Annotated in this window: 28 protein-coding genes and 1 tRNA gene; 11 read left to right on the top strand and 18 right to left on the bottom strand. The window is 64.8% G+C overall.

Annotated elements, in window-relative coordinates:
• Position 1 precedes the first annotated feature (1 nt).
• A tRNA-Arg gene (locus AWC31_RS21060) sits at positions 2 to 74 on the top strand.
• A gap of 155 nt (positions 75 to 229) precedes the next feature.
• Here the strand turns inward: AWC31_RS21060 and AWC31_RS21055 are convergent.
• Positions 230 to 634 (bottom strand): ASCH domain-containing protein, encoded by a 405-nt coding sequence (locus AWC31_RS21055; protein ID WP_264051941.1) that lies wholly within the window; start codon positions 632 to 634, stop codon positions 230 to 232.
• 2 nt (positions 635 to 636) lie between these two features.
• On the bottom strand, positions 637 to 2,070 hold the full coding sequence (locus tag AWC31_RS21050) for a GNAT family N-acetyltransferase (RefSeq protein WP_234816935.1): 1,434 nt from the start codon (positions 2,068 to 2,070) through the stop codon (positions 637 to 639).
• A gap of 235 nt (positions 2,071 to 2,305) precedes the next feature.
• Between AWC31_RS21050 and AWC31_RS21045 the strand changes: the two genes are divergently transcribed.
• Positions 2,306 to 2,641, top strand: a complete 336-nt coding sequence (locus AWC31_RS21045) for a hypothetical protein (RefSeq protein ID WP_133060198.1) — start codon at positions 2,306 to 2,308, stop codon at positions 2,639 to 2,641.
• Between the two features lie 364 nt (positions 2,642 to 3,005).
• Here the strand turns inward: AWC31_RS21045 and AWC31_RS21040 are convergent, their stop codons facing one another.
• The 5 genes from AWC31_RS21040 to AWC31_RS21020 all read right to left on the bottom strand — a co-directional run bounded on the left by AWC31_RS21040 (position 3,006) and on the right by AWC31_RS21020 (position 7,068).
• Positions 3,006 to 3,299 (bottom strand): hypothetical protein, encoded by a 294-nt coding sequence (locus AWC31_RS21040; protein WP_085145929.1) that lies wholly within the window; start codon positions 3,297 to 3,299, stop codon positions 3,006 to 3,008.
• A gap of 9 nt (positions 3,300 to 3,308) precedes the next feature.
• Positions 3,309 to 4,481, bottom strand: coding sequence for a hypothetical protein (locus tag AWC31_RS37910; RefSeq protein WP_234816934.1), 1,173 nt, complete (start codon positions 4,479 to 4,481; stop codon positions 3,309 to 3,311).
• A gap of 258 nt (positions 4,482 to 4,739) precedes the next feature.
• Complete coding sequence (locus tag AWC31_RS21030) at positions 4,740 to 5,261, bottom strand: methyltransferase family protein (protein ID WP_085145928.1); 522 nt, start codon at positions 5,259 to 5,261, stop codon at positions 4,740 to 4,742.
• 245 nt (positions 5,262 to 5,506) lie between these two features.
• Positions 5,507 to 5,758, bottom strand: coding sequence for a hypothetical protein (locus tag AWC31_RS21025; protein ID WP_085145927.1), 252 nt, complete (start codon positions 5,756 to 5,758; stop codon positions 5,507 to 5,509).
• Between the two features lie 116 nt (positions 5,759 to 5,874).
• Entirely contained in the window at positions 5,875 to 7,068 is a 1,194-nt protein-coding gene (locus tag AWC31_RS21020; protein ID WP_085145926.1) for a RodZ family helix-turn-helix domain-containing protein, read from the bottom strand.
• 255 nt (positions 7,069 to 7,323) lie between these two features.
• Here AWC31_RS21020 and AWC31_RS21015 point away from each other — a divergent pair, with 255 nt between their 5' ends.
• Entirely contained in the window at positions 7,324 to 8,508 is a 1,185-nt protein-coding gene (locus AWC31_RS21015; protein ID WP_165766013.1) for a hypothetical protein, read from the top strand.
• Between the two features lie 8 nt (positions 8,509 to 8,516).
• On the opposite strand, the gene AWC31_RS21010 is transcribed toward AWC31_RS21015, so the two are convergent.
• The 3 genes from AWC31_RS21010 to AWC31_RS21000 form a co-directional block, all read right to left on the bottom strand.
• On the bottom strand, positions 8,517 to 8,738 hold the full coding sequence (locus tag AWC31_RS21010) for a hypothetical protein (protein ID WP_067858739.1): 222 nt from the start codon (positions 8,736 to 8,738) through the stop codon (positions 8,517 to 8,519).
• 76 nt (positions 8,739 to 8,814) lie between these two features.
• The gene (locus tag AWC31_RS21005) at positions 8,815 to 9,486 is read right to left on the bottom strand and encodes a DUF899 domain-containing protein (RefSeq protein WP_085145924.1); all 672 of its coding nucleotides are present in this window, start codon (positions 9,484 to 9,486) and stop codon (positions 8,815 to 8,817) included.
• A gap of 26 nt (positions 9,487 to 9,512) precedes the next feature.
• Positions 9,513 to 10,394, bottom strand: coding sequence for an LLM class flavin-dependent oxidoreductase (locus AWC31_RS21000; protein WP_085145923.1), 882 nt, complete (start codon positions 10,392 to 10,394; stop codon positions 9,513 to 9,515).
• 298 nt (positions 10,395 to 10,692) lie between these two features.
• Between AWC31_RS21000 and AWC31_RS20995 the strand changes: the two genes are divergently transcribed.
• Complete coding sequence (locus tag AWC31_RS20995) at positions 10,693 to 11,052, top strand: hypothetical protein (protein WP_085145922.1); 360 nt, start codon at positions 10,693 to 10,695, stop codon at positions 11,050 to 11,052.
• 84 nt (positions 11,053 to 11,136) lie between these two features.
• A complete protein-coding gene (locus AWC31_RS20990) occupies positions 11,137 to 11,550 on the top strand; it encodes a VOC family protein (protein WP_085145921.1) in 414 nt (137 codons plus the stop codon).
• Positions 11,551 to 11,553: 3 nt separating this feature from the next.
• Here the strand turns inward: AWC31_RS20990 and AWC31_RS20985 are convergent, their stop codons facing one another.
• A complete protein-coding gene (locus tag AWC31_RS20985; protein WP_085145920.1) occupies positions 11,554 to 11,979 on the bottom strand; it encodes a DoxX family protein in 426 nt (141 codons plus the stop codon).
• Between the two features lie 140 nt (positions 11,980 to 12,119).
• Between AWC31_RS20985 and AWC31_RS20980 the strand changes: the two genes are divergently transcribed.
• From AWC31_RS20980 to AWC31_RS20970, 3 genes are read left to right on the top strand one after another with little or no spacing between them, the layout of a single operon-like run.
• Positions 12,120 to 13,427, top strand: coding sequence for a sensor histidine kinase (locus AWC31_RS20980; RefSeq protein WP_085145919.1), 1,308 nt, complete (start codon positions 12,120 to 12,122; stop codon positions 13,425 to 13,427).
• A complete protein-coding gene (locus AWC31_RS20975; protein WP_067858756.1) occupies positions 13,415 to 14,059 on the top strand; it encodes a response regulator transcription factor in 645 nt (214 codons plus the stop codon). Before AWC31_RS20980 ends, AWC31_RS20975 begins: the two co-directional genes overlap by 13 nt.
• A gap of 32 nt (positions 14,060 to 14,091) precedes the next feature.
• Positions 14,092 to 14,976 (top strand): DUF4097 family beta strand repeat-containing protein, encoded by an 885-nt coding sequence (locus AWC31_RS20970; RefSeq protein ID WP_067858758.1) that lies wholly within the window; start codon positions 14,092 to 14,094, stop codon positions 14,974 to 14,976.
• A 1-nt stretch (position 14,977) separates the two neighbouring features.
• Here the strand turns inward: AWC31_RS20970 and AWC31_RS20965 are convergent, their stop codons facing one another.
• Positions 14,978 to 15,727 carry a sulfite exporter TauE/SafE family protein gene (locus tag AWC31_RS20965; protein WP_165766012.1) on the bottom strand — a complete coding sequence of 250 codons (750 nt, stop codon included), beginning with the start codon at positions 15,725 to 15,727 and terminating at the stop codon, positions 14,978 to 14,980.
• Between the two features lie 82 nt (positions 15,728 to 15,809).
• Here AWC31_RS20965 and AWC31_RS20960 point away from each other — a divergent pair, with 82 nt between their 5' ends.
• Positions 15,810 to 16,583, top strand: a complete 774-nt coding sequence (locus AWC31_RS20960) for an AraC family transcriptional regulator (protein ID WP_085145917.1) — start codon at positions 15,810 to 15,812, stop codon at positions 16,581 to 16,583.
• A gap of 2 nt (positions 16,584 to 16,585) precedes the next feature.
• Here the strand turns inward: AWC31_RS20960 and AWC31_RS20955 are convergent, their stop codons facing one another.
• Positions 16,586 to 17,602 (bottom strand): nitronate monooxygenase, encoded by a 1,017-nt coding sequence (locus tag AWC31_RS20955; protein WP_085145916.1) that lies wholly within the window; start codon positions 17,600 to 17,602, stop codon positions 16,586 to 16,588.
• Positions 17,602 to 18,126: a GNAT family N-acetyltransferase gene (locus AWC31_RS20950; RefSeq protein WP_085145915.1), complete on the bottom strand. Its 525-nt coding sequence runs from the start codon at positions 18,124 to 18,126 to the stop codon at positions 17,602 to 17,604. The genes AWC31_RS20955 and AWC31_RS20950 overlap by 1 nt, the downstream gene beginning before the upstream one ends.
• Before the next feature lie 55 nt (positions 18,127 to 18,181).
• Between AWC31_RS20950 and AWC31_RS20945 the strand changes: the two genes are divergently transcribed.
• Entirely contained in the window at positions 18,182 to 18,565 is a 384-nt protein-coding gene (locus AWC31_RS20945) for a VOC family protein (RefSeq protein WP_085145971.1), read from the top strand.
• Between the two features lie 9 nt (positions 18,566 to 18,574).
• Here AWC31_RS20945 and AWC31_RS20940 read toward each other — a convergent pair whose 3' ends face one another.
• From AWC31_RS20940 to AWC31_RS20930, 3 genes are read right to left on the bottom strand one after another with little or no spacing between them, the layout of a single operon-like run.
• Positions 18,575 to 19,045, bottom strand: coding sequence for an Rrf2 family transcriptional regulator (locus tag AWC31_RS20940; RefSeq protein ID WP_067858774.1), 471 nt, complete (start codon positions 19,043 to 19,045; stop codon positions 18,575 to 18,577).
• 41 nt (positions 19,046 to 19,086) lie between these two features.
• Complete coding sequence (locus AWC31_RS20935; protein ID WP_085145970.1) at positions 19,087 to 19,752, bottom strand: pyridoxamine 5'-phosphate oxidase family protein; 666 nt, start codon at positions 19,750 to 19,752, stop codon at positions 19,087 to 19,089.
• A gap of 55 nt (positions 19,753 to 19,807) precedes the next feature.
• The gene (locus AWC31_RS20930) at positions 19,808 to 20,812 is read right to left on the bottom strand and encodes a zinc-binding alcohol dehydrogenase family protein (protein WP_085145914.1); all 1,005 of its coding nucleotides are present in this window, start codon (positions 20,810 to 20,812) and stop codon (positions 19,808 to 19,810) included.
• Positions 20,813 to 20,942: 130 nt separating this feature from the next.
• Between AWC31_RS20930 and AWC31_RS20925 the strand changes: the two genes are divergently transcribed.
• Entirely contained in the window at positions 20,943 to 21,323 is a 381-nt protein-coding gene (locus AWC31_RS20925; RefSeq protein WP_085145913.1) for a winged helix-turn-helix transcriptional regulator, read from the top strand.
• Here AWC31_RS20925 and AWC31_RS20920 read toward each other — a convergent pair.
• Positions 21,320 to 21,916 (bottom strand): cysteine hydrolase family protein, encoded by a 597-nt coding sequence (locus AWC31_RS20920; RefSeq protein WP_085145912.1) that lies wholly within the window; start codon positions 21,914 to 21,916, stop codon positions 21,320 to 21,322. The genes AWC31_RS20925 and AWC31_RS20920 overlap by 4 nt on opposite strands.
• Between the last annotated feature and the right edge of the window lie 16 nt (positions 21,917 to 21,932).

Below are 21,932 nucleotides of genomic sequence, written 5' to 3'. Positions count from 1 at the left end.
CGCCCCCGTAGCTCAGGGGATAGAGCGTCTGCCTCCGGAGCAGAAGGCCGCAGGTTCGAATCCTGCCGGGGGCACGTTCATTTTTGCAGGTCAGGCTACGTTTTTCAGATAATCCGGGTGCCGACCGTGCGATTAATGTGCGATAACAGATTCTTCCCAATGGGAGGCCAGCAAAGCGCGGCGCGTGTAGCGCTCACCCCAGACTGGTCCGACATGCGTTTCGATGAGGTCAACCTGCCGCAACGACAGGTGCACGCCGTCCCGATGGGTCAGTTGGCTCGACATACGCAAAGCTCTGCGGAGGTACGCCGGAGGGCAGAAGCTCACGAATAGGGGCCGGCTCCTCAAGTCGGATCACATTTCCAATTCGGATGCCCGATCCAACGCTGCTTCCCGCGTAGTACCGGTCGAAGTCGGCCCGGTCTATACAACCGACGCTCGCGAATCGACGCCAGAGGTTGCGAGGTGACGCGGTGACAGTTGCATCCACCTCGAAGCAGCCGATTATCCGCTGAACTGGTGCTGTGGCGTACACCCACACCACGGACACGTCGCTGGCTAGCGGCCGTTTGCGAAACTCGACCTTCTTCCGGCCGTCCATGATGGCCTCCGCATACCGCGGATGGACAGACATCACTACCTGTCTGCCAGTTGCTGGTGAACCCATTGGGTGCCATCCTCCCTCACCTTTTGAACAGTTTGTGGTGGTGCCCTGAGCACGCGGTTGGACACTAGTTCGGCCAGTGTCCACGGCGGATCGATAACCCGATCCTGGCGGAACAAGATAACGAGTACTTGCGATGGGTGCCGGGCAAGCGCCTCAATGTCGGTCGCGCTGTAAACCGTCCGTCCACCGACCAGATTCAACGCTTCCTCGGGTGAAGACGTGCGGTGCGTGTCCTCCACAACGCCAATCACCTCGACCGTCTGGAACCCGGAACGGTAGAAGAGAATTACGTCACCCTGCTGTATCTGCTTGGTCGACGCGTTACATAGGTATGCCTTTCGTAAAGCGTTTCCCCAGGGGCGGGTGGTCTGTCCGGTAATTCCGGGTAGCGCGAGCTGACCACCAGCTCCGAATGAAGCGCGTTCGGGGAACAGCTGGTTGTGCCAATTGTTCTGAATCGGTATGACAAACACCGATGCGCCGCTTGCAACTGCTGGCGGCCCATGGCGAACGTGGAAGTCGAGAGGGCTCAGCGACGCCTCTCGCGGCCGAAAGACCTTGACCAATACAACTTCACCCCTCGCCGACTGGCCGCCGTCGAAATATCCAAACAAGCCGAGGAAGTCAATCAAGCGTTGGTGGTGGTCCCAGACCTCAAGGTAGGCGCTCCGTACGTCGTGGTCGTGGTGGGACTGCAAGACAGCCTTGAGTAGAAGCTCCCCATAGTGGTTGCCCGAATATGACGGTGCCACTTTGAAAGTAGAGATCTTGGTGACCGGCATGGCCAAGCCGTAGCTACCGTCCTCCTCGTTGATCTTCAGAATTGCTATCGCCGCATAGGTCCCGTCGTCTTCTTCGACGACGAAGCACTCGCGGTTCGCCGAATCCCCCTGCACTTTGGCAATCCAATCGTCGAACTCTGGATAGTCGCCACGGATGCTCTCGAAGATTTCTTGGTCGAGATCCAGCGCGTAGGACGGCACCTCCTTGACCCGGGGCGGAGGAGGGGCGACGGTCGGCTCGAGGCCTTCGAGCATCGCGACAGCATCAGCAAGCGTCAAGACACGCTCGCCAACACCAATACGCTTGGCCCTACGCCGAAGACGGCCATCATCGCTTACTAGAAAGTTGACGGCGTTCGAGTACAGCGCAGCGAGGATTCGGCGGTCGCGATGATCATTACTGTCAGGCACAACAGGGCCGAGCTCAATGTCGATCTGCGAGCTGATCGGTGATTCGACCAGCATGTCGAACTTGTTCAGTTCCGCCATCCGCTGTTGGACGCGGACGGGATCCTTGCCCTCTGCCAGTTCGTCTCGACTAGCAGGGTGTACGAAAACTCGGTGGCCTTGCTTCATCGCCAAGCGCATGAAAGTGGCGGCAGGACCCATGCCCGCTTCCATTTGGCCAGCGAATGGCTCTAACGCGATGAAAGCGTTTGTATCCAGGAGAAAGCGCATGGGTGATGGTGCGCCACCTGCACTGCCGCCCCCATCCGCCACGTTCCGGATTATCACCCCCTGGCGATTCCTTCGTGCGCTGACACGCCCCGCAGCCTGGAAGGCGTTTGCCCGCGTGGAGACAATTACTATTCCAATACTCAAGTCCTCGTAGCCAGCACAATCTGCTGTGCGTGCCGTGGAAGTGCGCCGCCTGGACGGGTTCCCCCGGGGTACCGCTGTCACACCCAAGTTTCTGGACGGAACGCCGATAGCATTTGCCCCTATTTGCACCGCCCTGCGCGCGATGGGGCGGATGATGGTTTGTGTGAGTTTGAGCCGGAAGGTCTACGCGGAGCTGCCTCGATACCCAAGCGAGAAGGCATTCGTGGACGCGACGCTGGCGGAACTGGAACCCTATTTCCACATTGAACGGGAGGTCGTGCTCGAGCACTGGACGAGCAAGCGGCTGAAGGTTGACGCCGTAATGCGGCCGCGTGAGCCGCAAGCGTGGAAAGACGAGAGTCCATCTTGATGTCCCTGAAAGCTGAGGTAGTGGCCGACCTGGGGGACATTCCAATATCAAGCTTTGGACCCTGGCGCGGGTGCGGCGGCCAGTCGACGGCGACACCGGCATCGGCTTCGAATACGCAAGTCCACGAGGCCGTCGCTCGCACGGGGTCGAAGGTGACAATTCCTTCTCCGTAGCCGGGCCTGTGGCCAGATCGGTGAAAAGACCGCGTTCGACGGCAATGAGGCAGACGCTCGAGGGCCACAAACCAGGGCCGGGCGGGTGACCTGTACCGCGCCAGTGACCCGGCGCAAGCTCAGCAAGAACTACTGACAGCACGCCAAATCCGTACGAAACGGCGTCGATATCGACGACTACTCCGATGCGACTAGCGGAACCACATGAACGCGGTTGACGGGCTGTCAAGTATCGCAAGAACAGCCCACGTCACCGAAAAGGACACCAATCCACCGATAATCGGCCACGACGTGGCATCGCGTTTTCGCACAACGAGATACACGGCGATGAGGATAGAAACGACACCTGCAAGAAGCGCGCCCAAAGTGATGGAGTAGGTCAATCCGCCGAGAATGAGCATCACGAGAACACAAAGAATGTAGAGACCGATACCAGCCAGGACACCCAGACCTAACTGGCCGATGGTCGTAAGTCTGCGCCTCATAACTCCACCTTAATGCCCGCCCAGCACGACACCTTGGGGCAGCGCTTCAAACCCCTTCGTTTGCACAACGTGGGTCGCGACTCGATCTATGTACGGTTGCCAAACGACTTCGGCCAGAGCTGTGTAACCCACGCGAGCACCGGCAGAGAACGGATTTTCACCCGATCCCGGCCCCTCGGTGATGTAACCGCGGATATCAAGATGCAGCTGTCCGGCTTCTTCCGACCATCGGAAGTGGATCGTACTTCCGTCACCATCAGCATGGCCTGGCAGAGTGGCGAATTCGATGTCTATAGCATCGTCGGTCCGACTTACCTCTGTTACTTTCACGGGAAGATTGGCCGCCTTGACGCCAGCGATTCGCATTTCCAGCGGGTATTCGTCGCCAACCTTCGGGAATTCTTTCGGCGCTCCACCGATCGGAAAATTGCAGTTGAACCACCGATTCAACTCATTCCAAACGTCATCCAACGAAACCAATGTCCCTGCACTAACGATATTTCCGTTTGCGTCTCGCACATTGACATTGGCCGTGTAGTCGTTGTTGTACTCCCACGGCTTCTGCGGCAACGGAAATTGCGGCGACTGTGGCATTGTGTTAAAGCTGACTGCCTGCACCGTGGAGTCGTCGCCTTCACCGTCGAACCGAATCCCGTCCAGCTCAACAGCTTTCGCTGACAGTCGTTCTCCAACAAGGGCATCAGTGGCAGCGAGCTGCTCGGCGTTCCATCGGATGTCTTCGGCGTGTTCGGTGGTAGCGGTGTGACGAGCCGCCATCGTGAACACGTCAACTCGGCGAGCGTCGGTGACAGTGAGATCCTCACCAACCGAAAAGCCATCGGCTTCGGCGTGAGCGATTGCCTCTAGCGCCTTGCGCTGTGCTGCTTGGATGTCTTGGCTGCCGCTTTCAGCGATCTCGGCAGCTTCTCGAAGCACTCCGCTTTGGGCGCGAACTACCGCAACATCGGCGGTCACACGGTCCAGCGCCGCATCTTTCGCGTTGCCCTCCCAGGTTGTCCCGCCCGGTGAGGCGATGTTCTGCCGGTGCTGCTCGAACACGTTCTCTGACTCGGTGGCCGACGCGCGCCAGCTCGCCGCCGCGTTGGTCAAATCGTCGATATCCCAGTTCTCGATTTCCGAGCGCGACGGCAAACCAGGCGCACCGGTAGGCACAGCGCTCACACGCTTGCCCCTGCGGAGTTTGCCTTGAGCTGACCCACCACCGATCCCCCTCGTTCGCAGATTTGCTGAGATGAACGGTACCAAGTCCTACCGCTAGATGTCATCGGTGACAGCAGCGATCGAGTCAGCGGCCCCAGCGATGATGTCAGCAGCAGCCGCGATCTCAGCCGATCCTGCAATCCGAACGACGAGACGTACTCGGTGAGGACGGGGCCGGCCGCGGGCAGCTCGTAGTTACGCCGCTCAGGTGTCGATGGGTCAGCGCGACGCGGACCGCCAGCGCACGCTGCGCCCCCCGATATCGGCGGACGTACTGAAACGCTTCCGCGGGAACCGCGCGGCGATCAACGTCGCTTCGGCTGCCGAGATACCGGTCATCCCGGACAGGAATTGCCGAAGCGCATCGGGGTCCCGGTAGAGCGTGGCGAAGAACTCGTTGTCGCCGCTCTCTTCCTCGGCGGCGGGTTTTCCGGTGCTCATCAGTCCGCCGAGCCCCGACCAGGGGTCGTAGAGACGCCTACTCGACAACTCCATGAGCCCACTGATGTAGCTGGGCTTGTTGCGGTCCAGGAACAGACTTGCCCGCAACGAGTTCGAGTACTGGCTGTTGCGGTCGCACTTGAGCAGCCCGAGCGCGACGAGACAGTCGAGTAGTGCGGCAGGGGCCCGAGGATGCCAGCCGAGCCTGCCCATCAGTTCCTTGGCGGTGGCCGGGCCCTGGGCCAGATCGGTGAAGAGACCGCGTTCGACGACAACGAGAACGACGCGTGAGGACCACAAACCCGTGCCCCTGCCTCACGACCTGTGCCGACACCGGGGACCCGGCGCCAAATAACGTGCGCATACGATCTCCCGGTGAATGACACTGTCATTCAACATGCTTCGCGTGCTACGGCGCGAAAGCGTTGCTCGCCTTAGGGTTTGCGCACCCTGCAACGTGAACACTCTTCAGCCAAGACGTTTCGCATATCTCGACCCGCCTCGGTCAGCCATCAGTTGCCGCCGTGTGAATGTTCACAAAGCGCTCAGTGCGGTACCGCGAACCCCTCTGGCGTCGTAAACGTGAACGGCGGCTTGGCCACTGACGTTTCCGGCTCGGTCGCCGCGGTTGATTTCGTCACTGTCGCTCCAGTCTCCATCGGAGCCTGGCTCCAATTCTGCGTTCCGGCAGGTGTCTGGCTCATCAGCACGCCGAGCACCGCCATCGCCGCAGCTGCCGTCAGGCCGATGCCGGCCGACACTGCCCTGAACTGCCTGCGTTTTCTGTTCGAATCCACCTCTGACCACTTCCACTCGGTCTCGGGTCAACCGCACCGGATCGGGCGGTCCCAATGTGTGGAATCAATTACGCGGCGCGGTTATTCCGTCCGTGTGGTGAGAAATTTCTCAGCGTCTATGCCGCTTCGTCCAGCATGGCCGTGACATCCGGTTCTCGTGCTGACCACGTTCGCGGGCGCAACAACACCAATGCCCCGCACCGAGCGCTGACTGTCGGCTCCATCGCGACGAAGCGGGCGATGCCGTGCATTTGTATGGCGACCCTGGCCTTGGCCTGACGGTAGCCGAGCCGGACGCCGCCGGCGGTCAGGACCAACAGCCCGGCGAGGCCGGGCAGGGCTGCGATGGCCAGCGCCATCAAGGTCGGGGATTCCAGCAGTTTGCGGGTGATGTCGCCGATGAACGACGACACCCGGGACAGCACCGAATCGCCCGGTTCGTGCGGTGCGACGGCGGGCGGCGGCGTCTCCGCGGCAGGGAATATCGCTTCGGGCGCGGACGCAGCGATCGATGCCGCGTCCAACGGGGAAGCGCCGGGCACCGGTTCGCCGAACTTCGACGCCAATGCGTCCTGAACCGATGGCGACAGCACGACGCCGATTCGCGCCAGGCTGTCGACGACTGGTTCGACACCGGCGATCGAGAACAACATCGCAAGATCGCGTTGCAGGTGTAGGAGCGGAACGACCACAACCTCGGCGAGCAGGTACGTCACTGCGGCGAGGACATGTGCGATCGGTGCCGCCACTGCCTGGACCCCCAACAAGGCCAGATAGGGCACGGCCATCGCATATGCCGCAGCCGGCACGGTCTCGGTAGCAGGCAGGCTCGGAGTGTCGTCAGGCGGCGCGGCGGTACTGCCCGCGGATTGTGTCTGAACGGCCGGAGCAGCTCCAGAGCCCTCCGACTCGTTTGACTCCGACGTGGCCGTGTTCGAGTCGGAATCCGAGTTGGCCGAACCAGTGTCCGCATCGGCAGTGACGGACTCCTCGTCCGTCGCGCTGGTGGTCGCCGAAGGCTGTTCGGTTGTCGACGTTTCGGTCGATCCGCCTTCTTCGGCGAGCGGCGGGTCCCCGGGTTCACGACCGGAGCCGACGGTGCTCTCGACACCTTCGACAGCGTTTCGTTCCGCCGCGGCCGCGCTGTCTTCGGCGCTCTCGGCGGCAGTTGGCTCCAGCGATGCTGCGGTTGTATCGGAACCGGTTGTCGATGACGTTAATTCGGGTGAGCCACTGGTGGTTTCACCGCTTGCGGTGACACTGCCGTCAATACTTGGTTCTGCGAACGCGATCGCCGGGGTGCCGATCATGACTCCGACTGCGAGCACGCATGTATACGCGACGACTCGGATATGCGACGGATTCATGATCACTACCCCATCGCTTGACGCACTGCGAATTTCGCCAAGTGTGGCACCACGCGGGTTCGTGAGTGGACGCCTTTTTCGAAATACCTTTCGGTCGTTTTTCTACGCAAGGACATCGGAGGGCGTCCGTCGCGAATCTGCCCTTTTGTCCATTGCTTTCGTCCCGCGCACTTCGTAGGTTCGGCGTATCCGTCTCGCATGAGGGGGCGAGATCGCATGTTCGAACGGTTGCCGCGCGATACGCGACGCTGCGCCAACACATCACGTCGCGCCGGGGCCATCGGCGTCGATGTCAAAATGTCCGGCGGAATACTCGGGCTGCAGCGCCTGGCCGGCAATCGCGCCACCGCGGACCTGCTGCACGTGCAGCGTCAACCGGTGATCGAAGTCGAGGGCGTTCTCGATCCGCAGCAGGTCACCGGCGCGATTTTCTACTACAAACAGAAACCCAAGCGCTACACCAAGGAGGTCATCAACCAGATCCAAGTCGCGGTCGGCACCCCGCCGAAGGATGAGATGGATGCCGCCGACGTGCAGGCAGTCGCCGAATGGCAGCGCACGAAAGGCAGCGAATTCGAGCCGCACCTCAAGGTCGACGGCATGGCCGGTCCCCGCACCTTGCCGCGCATGTTCCAGGGCGGTCTCGGGGTCAGCGCCCGGATCACCGTCTACGTCGGAGAGATGAAAACGATTCTGGACAAGTGGGACGAACTCAAGACCCCCGAAGCGCGGCGACTGGCGTTGAAGGCTGAGATCAACAAACATCTCGGTGAAGTCGGAGTACCCGACGTCGAGCTGACCACGGGTGAGGGCAACGAGTTCGACAGCACCACGTGGACGATCTTCATCAGGGCGTCGGCCTTCAAAGAACTGCCCACCGAGCCGGCTGAGCGCGATCGTCACACCACCGCACTCACTTCGACCCTCTATCACGAAGCCCGGCACGCCGAACAGGCGTTCCGCATCGCGGCGATGCTCGCCGGCCGCGGGCTGACCGAAGGCCAGATCTATTGGCAGACCAGCACCAAGAAGGACATCATCAAAGAAGCCCTCAAGCCGGAAAACCAACTCAAGCCGGGCACGATGGAAGCGGCGATCGCCGAGGGCTGGTACGACTCACAGAACGGCGCAGACTCCCCCAAGACCCACCAGGTCTATGCCGAATTGAACGCTGCGGCAAAGGCATTCGAAGCCGCAGAGGCGGCGAAGGATGCCAACCCCACGCCGGAGAACCAGCGCAGGTACGAGGCAGCCGTCGAACGCTTCAAGGCCGCCGAGGCGGCCTACTATGACCTACCGCAGGAAAACGATGCCTTCCGCATCAGCGACGAGATCGTCATGAAATTCCAGGCGCTGAAGAAGGCAAGCAAGTCACCCGGTTGACGCCGGCCCTACTTGAACCACTTGCCGGGCTTGTCCCAATGCCCTGGCGGCGGGACGAACGGCAGGTGGCTGATGTGGCCCGGGGACGGCACGAAGTGTCCTGGCGGCGGCACGGGCTCCCACCACCATGGCTCATCGGCATTGGCCTGACCTGCACCGATCCCGACGGCGGCGAAGCCGAGCGCACCGACGGTGGCGGCTGTCGTGGCGATCTTCTTCACGAAATTCATCTCTAACTCCTCATCAGCCGAATTGCGGCCTCTGTCTATCTATCGTTCTACTCCTCGCGAGCGTTAAACAGCCAGGTCAGTAGGAGTCGTGAAGCCGCATCCATTCGTAGGGCGGTCGCTGTGGCCAGCCCTTCGGCGAGTCCTCCCAGGTCTCCTGTCGCCCGTACGGCGTGAGGTCGAGCAGGTCGAACACCACCATGAACGGTTCCTCGCCCCGGTTGTAGGTCGACCAGGTGTGAAACACGCGTGCGCCGTCACGCAGGAACACGCTGATGGCGTGACGTTCCTCACCGTCGACCGTGACGTGGAAATCTTCGTTGAAGGTCGTCGCTCCGGAGGACACCCACGGCAGCACCCATCCCATACGGTCGCGAAACGCCAGCAGCTTGCCCATCGGTGCCCGCGACACCAGCACGAACGACGTGTCCTTGGCGTGCAGGTGTGACAGCGGTCCGATGTGGTCGGCCATCATCGAGCAGCCGTCGCAGCCTTGGTCCCAGTCGGGCCCGAACATGAAGTGCTGCACGATCAACTGCCGCCGCCCGTCGAACAGATCGAGCAGCGACAGCGGTCCGCTCTCGGTGTCGAACACGTAGTTCTCGGTGATCTCGACCATCGGCAGGCGCCGTCGCGCCGCGCTGACCGCATCCTTCATGCGCGTCAGTTCCTTCTCGCGGACAAGAAGTTTCGCGCGTTGCTCCTCCCACTCGGTGCGGGAGACGATCGGCGGAAGCGGGGTGGCAGCCATGCTTTCAGCCTGCCATCGCCCCACCGTCAGGCGAAGATCTTCACGACGTCGGCGACGCGGCGCAACTGGTCGATGTTGGCGCTCGTGGGGATGAGATGCACCTCGTCGGTGCCGATGTCCTCGAACTTGCCCAGCACCTCGACCAGTTCGTCCTCGCTGCCGGCCCAGCCGGTGGTGGGAGCCATGGCGTCGACGTACTCGGCGGGAATCCAGTTCAAGTACCGACGCAGATGGCGGTGCACCTGCGCGCGCGCCTCGTCGGGTGCACCGAGCGCGAACCAGAACGACGTGGCCAGGTGCGGCTTCGGTTTGCCGGCCTCGGCCCACGCCGCTCGTGCGATATCGAACAACTCGGCCTGCTTGTCCAAATCCAGGTCCAGGGTCGTCCCTGCCACGCCGTCCGCCCACCCGGCCGCATCCCGCACGGTCTTGGGTCCGATGGTTCCGATCTGCAGCGGCGGTCCGCCGGTCTGCACGGGCGGTGGGCCCACCGGCAGCGTCGAATCGGTGACCTTCTCACCTGCCCACACGCGCTTCATCACCGCGACCCGCTCGGCCAGTCCCTGTCGGGTCTGCGTGGCGGGGTCGGCTCCGACGGCCCGGTAGTCCTCTTCGCGGCCGCCGATTCCGATGCCGACCGTCAACCGGCCGCCGCTGAGCAGATCGCCCGTGGCGAGGCCCTTGGCCAGCATGACGGGGTCGTGCAGCTGGGGCACCACGACCGTCGTCACCAACCGGACCCGATCGGTCCAGGCCGCCAACGCTCCGAGCAGGGTGAGGCTGTCGGGGTTGTCGAACGCGATCCGCTCACCCCAGCACAGCGAGGAAAACGGACCTCCATCGATGACGTGCGCCCAGGCTCGCAAAGTCGCGGCATCCAATTGTGGTTCCATCACCGGCATCGTCATCCCAACCCGCACGAAGTGATTCTGGCACGGGCTGCGGCAGGCGACGTGTGGCAAAAGTTAACCGTCGGATGGCACCGCCCGGACATCCGTACGGTCGTCGCGGCAGGCCGCGACCAGGTCAACGGTCGCATTTCCCCAGGTCAAATCGAACTTTGGAGCCGACTGGTGCGTGCCGCTGTCCGCATGGAGGGTTTGTCGGCGCACGACCGGAAAAGACGCGTAGTAAAAACTTCAGCAAACTGGCGCGTTTAGGTATACAGTCCACTCAAGTCAGCTTTTCAGCCGAGGGACACAGACCATGAACAAACTCATCGTGGGCGCATTGGCCGCCGGGGCACTCGGGGGTGCCATCGCGTTCGCCGCACCGGCTTCCGCGGCACCCGACTGCTCAAAAGTGATCAAGGACATCAACGAAAAGGACCACACCCCGACCTCGACCGAAGCTTGGACTTGCGCGGTCCAGATTCAGGCCAACGCTTGGGAGCAGTTCCCCAGCCAGCTCAGAGAAGACTGGCAGAACTATCCCACTAAACTCGAAAACAGCTGGAAGAGCTTCCCCGGCGAACTCGAGAAGAACTGGAGAGAGTTCCCCGACAAGCTCAGGGACGGCTGGACCCCTGGCGACGAAAGCCCTGAGGCCGCCGACGCACCGGAGTAGCGCGACCTTTCCCCTCATCAGTGGTGATCCGCCCGTGCGGGTCACCACTGATGCGTTTGTGGGGCACGGTGGCAGCATGAACGGATGGCGATTGCAACGTCCTCCATCGCGCACGTCCGGCTCACGGTCACCGACATCGAACGGTCGCGGCAGTTCTACGAAAGCGTGTTCGGCTGGCCGGTCCTGCTCGAGCTTCCGGAGAACGCGAACGCGACCATCCGGGAGCGGTTGGGCTTTCTGTTCGGTGGCGTGATCTATGACCTCGGAGGCACGTTGATCGGGCTTCGACCGGTCGCCGACGATCGCTTCGATGAGGACCGAACGGGCTTGGACCACTTGGCCTTCCGGGTGCCGAGCGTCGCGGAACTCAACGACGCGGCACGCCATCTCGACGATCTCGGCGTCGCACACGGACCGGTCAAGGACATCGGGCCGTCCTGCATCCTCGAGTTCCGCGACCCCGACAACATCGCGCTTGAGCCGACGGCGCCGAAATGAGATTCAGCGCCGCAACCCGAACACTTTGAGCAGTTCGGGGCGACGCAGCAGCAGCCCGATCCACATCAGGGTGCCGAGGTACACCGCGAACAGGGTATGGCTGAACAGCGGAGCTTCGACGCGCATGTTCGCGGTGACGGCGCCACCGAGGTAGGCCGTGAGGCCCAAGGCCCCGAGCACCGCGGTGCGCGGGACCGCGTAGACGATGACACAGACCGCCAGGACGATGCCCATCACGAGCGCCTGTTCGACCGGGAAGCCGAGCGATGCCGTACCGGCTTCGACCTGCTGAGGCAGGGTGAGTTTGCCGACGGCGTCGAACACGAGAAACGCGCCGACCAGCACGCTGATCCCGATTCCGATTCGACGGCTCGACGACTTGCCTACCCCGACCTCGTCGTCGGCTCGCGGTGCGGTCAGAACGGTCATGGCGAACTCCTAGGGCGTGGTGAAGCTGACGGTGGGTAGACCGGCGACGACGGGGAAACTCATCGGGGGGTGGTTATCCCCCACCAGGTTCGCGGGAAAACGCTGTGTCGCCGGGCGCGCCGACTTCGTAGGTTGAAGGCATGGTCGCAATCAGCGAAACCGGCCCACCGGCCGCTCCCGCCCCTGCCGAGCCCCTGGCGAAGCCCCGCAACATCGGCGTCGTACCGACGGCCTCGCTGATCACAGGAGCCGCCCTGGCCCTGGTGTGGTTCTGGATCCCGTTGTCCATCTTGATCATCGGGCTGTCATCGATCCCCTCGGTGATCGGATTCGTGCTCGCCGCAATCGTCTTCATCTACCTGATGCGGGGTGTCGAGTGGGTCGAGCGGTCCCGCAGTGAGGCGGTTTTCGGCTTGGAGATCGGAATTCCGCCGCGCCGGCTGTCGCACTACACGGGCTTGCAGCGCTGGGCGCATCAACAGTGGCTCGACATCAGCAGTGCACGATTCTGGAAGGGCGTCGCCCACCACTATCTGCGGATGCTCTACGACATGCTGGCCGCCGGTATCGCATTCGGGTTGCTGTTGTTCGCGTTCGTGGGGCCGGCCGCGGCCACCGCGATCCGCCAGAGTGACGGCGATGCCGGTCTGATGTTCGTCTCACCGCCGATTGCCTGGCTGTTGGCGATCGTCGCCGTCGCGGCTGCCGCGGCCATCCTGGTCTTCGCGCCCGCCCTCGATGCCGCAATCGACCGGTGGCTGCTGTCCCCCTCTCCCACCGCGGCACTCCAATATCAGGTCAGTGCACTCGCCGACGCACGGCAAGGTGCCGTGTCCTCGGCTCAAACCGAACGCCACCGCATCGAACGCGATCTGCACGACAGCGTGCAGCCGCGCCTCGTGTCCCTGGCGATGACGATCGGGCTGGCACAGACCAAGCTGGACACGGATCTGCCCGCCGCGAAATCGCTGATCGCCGAGGCTCACGACGACGCCAAGAGCGCACTGGTCGAGCTGCGAAATGTGGTGCGCGGCATCGCCCCCACCATCCTGGCCGACCGCGGTCTGGACGCGGCGTTGTCCTCGGTGGTGCAGCGCGCCGAAACCTCGGGAGTGCCAACGACATTGCATGTCGATCTGCCGCGCAGGCTGCCCGACGAGGTGGAATCGGTCGCCTACTTCGTGGTGGCCGAGGCGCTGACCAACATCGCCAAGCACGCCGAGGCCACCCAGGCGGTGGTGACCGTTCGGCTCGACGATGCCGCCAACGTGCTGCACGTGTCGGTGTTCGACGACGGTAGGGGCGGCGCGGTGATCGAAGCCGGCGAGAACGCAACCGGCCTGCGCGGTTTGGACGAACGGGTCCGGGCCGCCGGTGGATCGTTCGGGGTGACGAGTCCGGTGACCGGGCCGACGATCGTCACGGCGGTGCTGCCATGCGCGTCGTAATCGCCGAGGATTCCGCCCTGTTGCGGGCGGGTATCGAGCGCATCCTCGCCGACGCCGGCCATGAGGTGGTCGCCGGTGTTCCCGACGCCACCAACCTGCTGCGGCTCGTCAACGAGCACCGGCCCGACCTGGCCATCCTCGACGTCCGGATGCCGCCGACGTTCACCGACGAGGGCATCCGGGCCGCAGCCCTGCTGCGCAGCCAGAACCCCGAATCGCCGGTCCTGGTGCTCTCCCACTACGTGGAAGAACGCTACGCAGCCGATCTGATCGCTTCGGACACCAAGGGATTCGGTTATCTCCTGAAGGATCGGGTCGCGGATGTGCCTGCCTTTCTCGACGCGGTCGAGGTGGTGGGCGGCGGCGGAACCGTGCTCGATCCCGAGGTGGTGTCACAGATCTTGGTTCGTTCCCACCGACGCAGCGCACTGGATCAGCTGACCCCGCGCGAGCAAGACGTTCTGCAGTTGATGGCCGAGGGCAAGACCAACTCGGCGATTGCCACCGCCCTGCACATCTCGGTCGGTTCGGCCGAGAAACACATCGCATCGATCTTCACCAAATTGGATCTCGCCCCCGACGAGAGCGAGAACCGCCGCGTCCTGGCGGTCCTGCGTTACCTCGAGACGTAGCCGAAATCTTTATTCCCGGAAGGATTTCCATCATGACCACCATCACCACCCCGCCGCCGGTCGCCCCGCCGCCTCAACTCACCCCGGGTGGGCGCACCGCGTTCCGGCTGTTTCTGATCGCAGCGGCCGCGCTGGTGGTCGTCGCAACACTGGCCGGGCTCGGCGTCGCGGCGTGGGGCGTCAGCGCCCTTCGTGTCGTCACCGATCACCAGGCCCTGCCTGCCACCATGCGCACGCTGGTCATCGACACCGCCCAGGTGCCCGTCGCGATCCGCATCACGGCCGACCGCGAAACCCGCGAAGCCAAGGCCGATCTGCGTCTGGTCAACACCACGCGCAGCGGCGAGCACCGGCTCGCGGTGAGCACCACCGGTGGCGAAGCCCGAATCAGCATCTCCGGCAACCCCTCTCCCATGCTGGAATGGGCCCGCGGCGGTGAGATCGTCATCTCGCTGCCGCCCGAGCAGGCGCGCAGGCTCACCGTGCGCACCGAACAGGAGATCGGCGCGGTGTTCGCACAGGCCGATGTCGATCAGCTCATCGCGCGCACCACCGACGGCGCGATAATCCTCAGCGGCGCGGCCCGGCGTATCGAAGCCCACACCGTCAATGGTGAGATCGTCTCCCGCGATCCCATCGCGGTCACCGAGGAGTTCAGCGCGACCACATCCGATGCGGACATCACCGTCGATTTCCGCGATGCCGCCCCGCGCACGGTCAATGCGATCAGCCGCGACGGCACCGTCGTGATCGGCCTGCCAGAACCCGGGCCGTACCTCGTGCGCGCCCAGTCGGGATCCTCCACCAGGGTGCGGGTGCCCGAAACCACCAATCCCGACAACGCTGTTGGTGAGATCACCGCGCGCTCCGACAACGGCGAGGTCGTGGTGGAGGAGGTCGGACTCGATCGCGGCTAGGTCAGCTCAGCGCCGCCGCTGCCATCGCGAGGGTCACCGCGGCGATCAGGCCAAGGTAGACCCGAGCGTGGACGGCGTCGGGCATCCCGATTCTCGTCCGTCGCAGGATGACGATGACGGGCGTGGCGCCGAGCAGTAGCGCCGCCGCGGACGTGATGTCGACGGATGCGGCCAGTGGCACCACCGCAGGGGCGGTGATCGCGAGCGTGAGCGGATTGGCCAGCGCCGTAGCCGATTCCATCGACCGACCGGCCCTCCGCAGCAACGGCACGGTGAGAACGCTTCCCCCGACGCCGAGAAAGGCTGCGACAGCGCCGACCGGAAGCCCGTAGCGCGCACTGACAGTCCGGGGTTCGGCCCGCGCGGTCGCAGGCCGAACGAAGCCGGGGCGAACAACGGCGTCGGCGAGAGTCAGGGCGAGGTAGGCCACGAAACCCCACTGGGCCACCACGGCGGGCACGAATCGGGCGGCGACGCCACCGACCAGCCCGCCCACCGCAAGTAATGCCACCAGGCCGCTCCCGCCGCGCAGACCGGCCAGGATCTCTCGGCGGGTGGACGCCGTGGCGATGGCCGCGCCGACGAATACGACGACCGCCGACGTTGCGACCGCGGTGCGCATCGCGTCGTCTCCGAGTTCGGAATCGGCCCAGACGATCACGGGAACCGTGACGAAGCCGCCGCCGAATCCGAACAGCACGGTGGTCACGCCGGACAGAGCGCCGACCACGACCAGGATCCAGAAACCCACCACTCGAGTCCACCGGATGCACGAGGGGCCGACAATCGAAGGTGGGAATGATCTTTTCGACTTTCGGCCATAGAGTCGTGACATGCGCAATGTGCCGGCCGATGACTACGACGCGGCTGACCGCGCGGTACTACCGGTCGGCACGGACTATCCGGACGGGTTCGTCCTCGACTGGCATTCCCACCGTCGCGCCCAGTTCCTCTACAGCGCCACCGGGGTGATGGTGGTCGAGACACGTGACGGCACCTGGACCGTGCCCACCGATCTCGCTGTTCTCATACCGCCCGGCGTACGGCACTTGATGCGCACACAAGACGTGAGCACCAGAAGCCTTTACATCGAACCCGCGGCGGTGCCGTGGTGGCCCAGCCGGTGCACCGTGGTGCAGGTGACGCCGTTGCTTCGCGAGCTGCTCCTCGTCGCAGTGGATTTCGACGTGGACTACGACCCGGCGGGTCGCGAAGGCGCCGTCACCAGTCTGTTGTTGCACGAGATCGCCGCCCTGGCACCGCTGGCCCTGCATGTGGCGCTGCCCGCGGCACCGGATCTGGCCTTACTGTGCCGGGAGTATCTGGGCTCACCGGATGTGCGGATCGGCAACGCGCAGTGGGCCGCCCGGCTGAATCTCAGTGAGCGCGCGTTCAATCGGCGCTTCCGGGCCGAGACCGGCACCAGCCCCGCGATCTGGCGCCGCCGCGCGCGGCTGCTGGCCGCCGTACCGATGCTGCGCAGCGCCTCGGTGACCGATGTGGCGGGCCGGCTCGGTTATGCGACACCTGCCGCGTTCACGGCGGCGTTCACATCGGAGTTCGGGCTGCCGCCGTCGCGGATGTCGCGGCGGGGGCAGCTGGGATGAACTCAGGTGAGCGCGCCGATGATGTCCTTGACCGAACCCGTGCGAATGTTGCGCCACCCGGTACCCGCCCAGACGTTGGTGGCCTGCGGGTCGCCTGCGGCCACGGACGCCTTGCGCACCGGGCTCGTCAAATAGTGGATCTCGGGATAGCCGAACGGCGCCTGTTCCTCGTGCTCGATGACGAACCGGTTGCGCAAGCCGCGCGCATAGCGTCCGGAAAAGGCTCTCGTCACAACGGTTTCGGTGAACTCGGCACTCTGCAGCGCGGCGCGGTGCACGGGGCTGCTGCCCGCCTCGTCGGCCAGCAGGAACGCGGTGCCGAGTTGCGCCGCCACCGCACCGGCGGCCACTACGCCCGCGACATCGGCGGCCGTCACCAGCCCGCCGGCCGCCGCGACCGGGACGTCCACGGCCGCCAGCACCTCGGCAAGTAGCTGATCCAGCGGCTGCGTCGCAGGTGGAGCGGCCGGGTCGAACGTGCCGCGATGACCGCCCGCCGCGGGCCCCTGGACGGCGAGGGCGTCGACGCCACGATCCACCGCCAGCCGCGCCTCGTCCGGCGTCGTCACGGTGCCCACCGTGGTGATCCCGGCGGCGCGCAGCCGCGAAATCTCCTCGGCCGTCGGCAAGCCGAACGTGAACGACACCACCTCGGGCCGCAGATCGCCGACCACCTCGAGCTTCGCCGACCATGCGTCGTCGTCGTAGCGCGGCTCGCCGAGCGCGACACCGTAGCGGTCCGACTCACCGGCCAATGCGCGCGCGTAGGCCTCGATCCCGTCGGGTGTGCCCGCACTGGGCTGGGGCGCAAACAGATTCACGCCCAACGGCTCGGACGTCAGACCGCGGGCCGCCGAGATCCGATCGGCGAGTGCGTCAGCAGTGAGGTAGCCCGCCGCGATGAACCCGAGCCCGCCCGCGTTGCTGCCCGCCGCGGCGAGTTCGGGCGTCGACGGCCCGCCGGCCATCGGTGCCACGATCACCGGCCGCGCCATGCCCCGCAGGTCGAATCCACTCATCACCGCACCGCCTTTCCGAACAGGAGCACATCCTGGGGCTCCTCGCTGATATTGGGAAACACTGCGTAGCGCGCGAGCCTTCCTTCCAGTGACAAACCGCACCGCCGCAGCACACCCGCCGAGCCCGCATTGTCGACATGACAGTAGGCCGACACCCGGTACACCGACGGGTCGCGCCTCTCCTCGTCGAGCACCATCGACACCGCCTCCGTCATCAAACCCTGACGCCAGTACGACCGGGCCAGGCAGTAGCCCAGTTCGACCGCGTACGGCTGCACGCGTCGACTGCCGCACAGGCCGACGACCTCGCCACCGACCTCGATCAGCCACGTCCGTTCCGCACCGACGTTGAACAGCGACGTGATGACCCGACTGGTCTCCGCGACATCGGGGTGCGGGCGCCACGACAGATAGCGGGTCACCTCGGGGTCGGAGGCGATGCGGGCGAACAGAGCTTCGGCGTCATCGACGACCGGTGCCCGCAGCCTCAGCCGTGGACCGGTCAGAGTTTCGACGGTCGGCATGGCCCTCATCCTGCACCTTGCCGACCGCGACGAGCCAAGGGTTTACTGGCTACATATGGCAATCACCTTCAACCACACCATCGTCGCCGCCAAGGATCGGCAGGAGTCAGCGGTCTTCTTCACCGAATTGTTCGGGCTGCCCAGCCCGCGCGAATTCGGCCCGTTTCTCGCCGTGACGCTCAACCACGGCGTCACCCTCGACTACGCACAAGCCTCCCCCGACGACGAGATCCGCCCGCAGCACTACGCATTCCTGGTGTCCGAAGACGAGTTCGACGCGATCTACGGCAGGGTCCGCGACTGGGGTCTGCAGCACTGGGCCGATCCCCGCGGTACGCGGCCGGGCGAGATCAACCACAACGACGGCGGGCGCGGGGTGTACTTCCAGGATCCCTCGGGCCACTACCTGGAGATCATCACCCGGCCGTACGGCGGCTGAGCGAGCGGGCTAACCGTGCCCGCGCTGCTCTTCCTGACTGAGGTATGCACCCGCCAATTTCGCCACGTGCGACGGCAACTTGCCGCATGCCACGTCGGCCAGGCTGGTTTCCTCAAGCACTGAACGCATGCTGGCCCGCAGTGCCCGCCAAACATCGGTCAGTGCCGCGGTCGGGCCCGAATACGGCAGGTCCCCCAGGCCGATGTCACGCACGCTGGCCAGCGGACCGTCGATGCAGCGCAGCACATCGGCGATGCTGATCTCCTCCGCAGCACGAGCCAGCTCATATCCCCCGTCGCGACCCCGGTGGCTGCGAACCAGCCGATCGGTGCGCAAGTCGGAGAGGATATCGACGAGGAACTGCGACGGTATGCCCTGGGCCTTGGCCAGATCATCGGTTTTCACCAGATCGCCGTCGCCGACGGCAGCCAGCTGGACCATGGCTCGGACGGCATACTCCGCCTTCGCCGACATCCGCATAGGCCCGATTCTGCCAGCCGCGCCACGCGGGCAGCCCAGGGCTACCGCGACGGCGTGTTCCGCAGGGGCCCCGTCATGGCTCGCACCGACGCCGGTACCGGGGTCCCCGCCGCGACGTCCGGCGCAACCCGAGGTGCTCCGTACTGCACCGTCAACGGCACCACACCGGCCCACGCGCCCGCGGCGATGTCCTCGTCAGGATCTTCCGGCCATCCGTCGCTGACCTTGAGCGACCAGTTGTCGCCGCCGATCGGCAGGCGCATCGCCATCGTGGCGGCCAACTCCTTGCGGGTGCTGGCCCGTAACTCGGCGACGCGCCCGGGGATGAAGGAATCGGTGAGGGTTTCGAGGTATCCGACCTTGTCGGCGTCGGGGATGCGCTCGAACGAGCCGAACAAGACGGCACTGCGGTAGTGAAACGACGACTCGAAGCTGCTGCGCGCCACCACGACACCGTCGAGCGCGGTCACCGACACCGCGGCGGGCACGCCGTCCGCGAGTGCGCGCAGCCATGGCGAGCCGGTGGACCCGTGGATCACCAATTCGTCTCCGACGCGGGCGAATCCGGTCGGGAACACGACCGGGTGATCATCGCGCACGAGTGCGATGGTCGCCAGTGGGGTGCTGTCGAGCAGCTCGTCCAGTTGGCTTCGCGATGTGCTCTGCTTCTCGTCGAGCCGGGTGATGCGCGTGGATGGCTGCGTCATGAATCGCTCCGCATGGCGTGATTCTGCCAGGCGGGTCTGCCGGCCGCCCACCGGTTTATTGCCCGCGCGTCACCACCACTTTGCCCACCATGCGCCCGGACTCCACCTGACCGTGCGCTTCCCGAAGCCCGGCCGCGTCGAAGGTTTCGATCGCGTTGGTCAACGTGCTGCGCAGCGTCCCCGCGTCGACCAGATCGGCGGCCGCGCCGAGCATTCGTTGCTGGGCGATCATGTCGTAACCCGTCATCGGGCGGGTGAACATCAGTTCCCAATGCCAGGCAATGCTTTTGGCCTTCAGTTCGACGAGATCGAGACCCTCCGGCTCGTCGATGGCTGTGATATGCCCGAACGGCCGCATGATGTCGGCGTAGATGCTGATGTTGCCTGCCGAGTGCGGCGAGAACAGGTAGTCGATTCCGTCCGGTGCCACCTGCAGCGCCTGGGCGCGCAGGTCGCGATGGTCGATCACCTCGTCGGCACCCATACGCAGCGCCCAGTCTCGGGATTCGGTGCGGCTGGCCGTCGCGATCACGCGAACCCCGGTGAGCGCCTTGGCCAGCTGTATCAACACCGATCCCACCCCACCGGCCCCGCCGAGCACCAACAGGTCACCCCGTGACTCCGCCGTGAGGGCAAACCGCTCGAACAACGTCTCCCAAGCCGTGATGGTGGTCAACGGTAGTGCGGCAGAATCCGTGAACGACAACGTTTTCGGCTTCCGCGCGACGATATGCTCGTCGACCGCGTGAAATTCGGCGTTCGTACCTGGCCGCGTGACATCCCCGGCGTACCAGACTTCGTCGCCCACAGAAAGCGTTGTCACCTCCGACCCGACCGCCTCGACGGTTCCCGCCGCGTCAAAACCCAGGATCACCGGATCGGTGCTGGGCGACAGGCTGCGTCGGCGTTTGACGTCGACGGGGTTGACCGAGACGGCCGCCACCCGCACGAGCACGTCATGCGAGCGGAGCTCGGGCACCGGAACCGAGACATCCTTCAGGGCTTCCGGATCGTCGATCGGCAAGGCGGAGTAGGAACCGATCGCGGCCATATCGGGCATAGTGGCCACTCCTCATCTGTTGGCATTGCTGACGCCGACGGATGCTAATCGCGCACCCGCGGTTCCCTGCAAGGACGCCTACTGCCCTCAAGGGAATACTTGCAGCTAGACGGAGTGAGGAGAACCAGCTGTGGCCACGACCTGCCCGACCGGTCGGCACGACGAGCACAACGTGTACGCCGAGGCCTGCCCGTGCCGCGCACTGCTGGATCTGCTGGCCAACAAGTGGTCCGCGTTGACAATCGGGCTGCTGGAGCAGGGGCCGGCCCGGTTCACCGAACTGCACACCGCGCTCCCCGGCGTCGGGCCGAAGATGCTGACTCAGACCCTGCGCCGGCTGGAGGCCGCGTCACTGCTGCAGCGCACCGTCTATGCCGAAGTGCCGCCCCGCGTCGAGTATGCGCTGACCGAACTGGGCCGCGACGTCGCCGAGCCGCTGGGCCGGCTTCGCGCCTGGGCTGAGGACAACATCGACCGGATCGCTGCGCTCAACGCGAGCTGGACGAGTTAGTCGGGGATGTCGACCGTCTGCGGGACGACGACCGCGAACAAATCCGACAACGCCGCCAGGCTCGCCGCCTGCAGCGCGGAGGCAGGCACGGGCTCCCCGTCCGGGCCTGCGAGCGTACGGGTGGCGGTGGCGGCGGCCACGACGGTGGGCGCGTAACCGAGGTTGAACGCACCACGCGCGGTCGAGTTGACGCACATGTGCGTCATGAAGCCCGCAAGCACCAGATTCGAGGCGTTGACCTCTTGCAGCCGCTGTTGAAGATCGGTCTGCACAAAGGAATTCGGGAAGTTCTTGACCACAACCGGCTCACCCTCGCGGGGTGCCACCGACGCGACGATCGCACCGCTCTCGCCGTCGATGTCGTAGAGCGAGCCCGGCCCGTCGGAGTGCTGGATGTGGATGACCGGGATGCCCGCCGTGCGAGCCCGGTCCAGCAGTTGCGCGGCCTCGACCAGTGCGGCCTGCACGCCTTCGAGTTCCATCGTGCCCTGGGTGTAGGTGTTCTGGCAGTCGATGAGGACCAGCGTGGAGTCGGCGAGCCGAGCCGGCGCGGCCGGCAGACTGGCGAGTTCGCGCAGCGTTGGACGAGTCATCAAGCCAGCGTACCCG

The organism is Mycolicibacterium wolinskyi (assembly GCF_002101965.1).
In the GTDB taxonomy this organism is placed as follows: domain Bacteria; phylum Actinomycetota; class Actinomycetes; order Mycobacteriales; family Mycobacteriaceae; genus Mycobacterium; species Mycobacterium wolinskyi.
Note: the sequence above shows the minus strand (reverse complement) of the source record. Positions and strands in the feature narration are given on the sequence as shown.

Coding starts and splice junctions, on each gene's coding strand:
- AWC31_RS21055 (WP_264051941.1), bottom strand. CDS start 634: ATGTCTGTCCATCCGCGGTATGCGGAGGCCATCATGGACGGCCGGAAG.
- AWC31_RS21050 (WP_234816935.1), bottom strand. CDS start 2,070: ATGGAAGCGGGCATGGGTCCTGCCGCCACTTTCATGCGCTTGGCGATG.
- AWC31_RS21040 (WP_085145929.1), bottom strand. CDS start 3,299: ATGAGGCGCAGACTTACGACCATCGGCCAGTTAGGTCTGGGTGTCCTG.
- AWC31_RS21020 (WP_085145926.1), bottom strand. CDS start 7,068: ATGATCGGCACCCCGGCGATCGCGTTCGCAGAACCAAGTATTGACGGC.
- AWC31_RS21015 (WP_165766013.1), top strand. CDS start 7,324: ATGAGGGGGCGAGATCGCATGTTCGAACGGTTGCCGCGCGATACGCGA.
- AWC31_RS21010 (WP_067858739.1), bottom strand. CDS start 8,738: ATGAATTTCGTGAAGAAGATCGCCACGACAGCCGCCACCGTCGGTGCG.
- AWC31_RS21005 (WP_085145924.1), bottom strand. CDS start 9,486: ATGGCTGCCACCCCGCTTCCGCCGATCGTCTCCCGCACCGAGTGGGAG.
- AWC31_RS21000 (WP_085145923.1), bottom strand. CDS start 10,394: ATGACGATGCCGGTGATGGAACCACAATTGGATGCCGCGACTTTGCGA.
- AWC31_RS20995 (WP_085145922.1), top strand. CDS start 10,693: ATGAACAAACTCATCGTGGGCGCATTGGCCGCCGGGGCACTCGGGGGT.
- AWC31_RS20990 (WP_085145921.1), top strand. CDS start 11,137: ATGGCGATTGCAACGTCCTCCATCGCGCACGTCCGGCTCACGGTCACC.
- AWC31_RS20985 (WP_085145920.1), bottom strand. CDS start 11,979: ATGACCGTTCTGACCGCACCGCGAGCCGACGACGAGGTCGGGGTAGGC.
- AWC31_RS20980 (WP_085145919.1), top strand. CDS start 12,120: ATGGTCGCAATCAGCGAAACCGGCCCACCGGCCGCTCCCGCCCCTGCC.
- AWC31_RS20975 (WP_067858756.1), top strand. CDS start 13,415: ATGCGCGTCGTAATCGCCGAGGATTCCGCCCTGTTGCGGGCGGGTATC.
- AWC31_RS20970 (WP_067858758.1), top strand. CDS start 14,092: ATGACCACCATCACCACCCCGCCGCCGGTCGCCCCGCCGCCTCAACTC.
- AWC31_RS20960 (WP_085145917.1), top strand. CDS start 15,810: ATGCGCAATGTGCCGGCCGATGACTACGACGCGGCTGACCGCGCGGTA.
- AWC31_RS20955 (WP_085145916.1), bottom strand. CDS start 17,602: ATGAGTGGATTCGACCTGCGGGGCATGGCGCGGCCGGTGATCGTGGCA.
- AWC31_RS20950 (WP_085145915.1), bottom strand. CDS start 18,126: ATGCCGACCGTCGAAACTCTGACCGGTCCACGGCTGAGGCTGCGGGCA.
- AWC31_RS20945 (WP_085145971.1), top strand. CDS start 18,182: ATGGCAATCACCTTCAACCACACCATCGTCGCCGCCAAGGATCGGCAG.
- AWC31_RS20940 (WP_067858774.1), bottom strand. CDS start 19,045: ATGCGGATGTCGGCGAAGGCGGAGTATGCCGTCCGAGCCATGGTCCAG.
- AWC31_RS20935 (WP_085145970.1), bottom strand. CDS start 19,752: ATGACGCAGCCATCCACGCGCATCACCCGGCTCGACGAGAAGCAGAGC.
- AWC31_RS20930 (WP_085145914.1), bottom strand. CDS start 20,812: ATGCCCGATATGGCCGCGATCGGTTCCTACTCCGCCTTGCCGATCGAC.
- AWC31_RS20920 (WP_085145912.1), bottom strand. CDS start 21,916: ATGACTCGTCCAACGCTGCGCGAACTCGCCAGTCTGCCGGCCGCGCCG.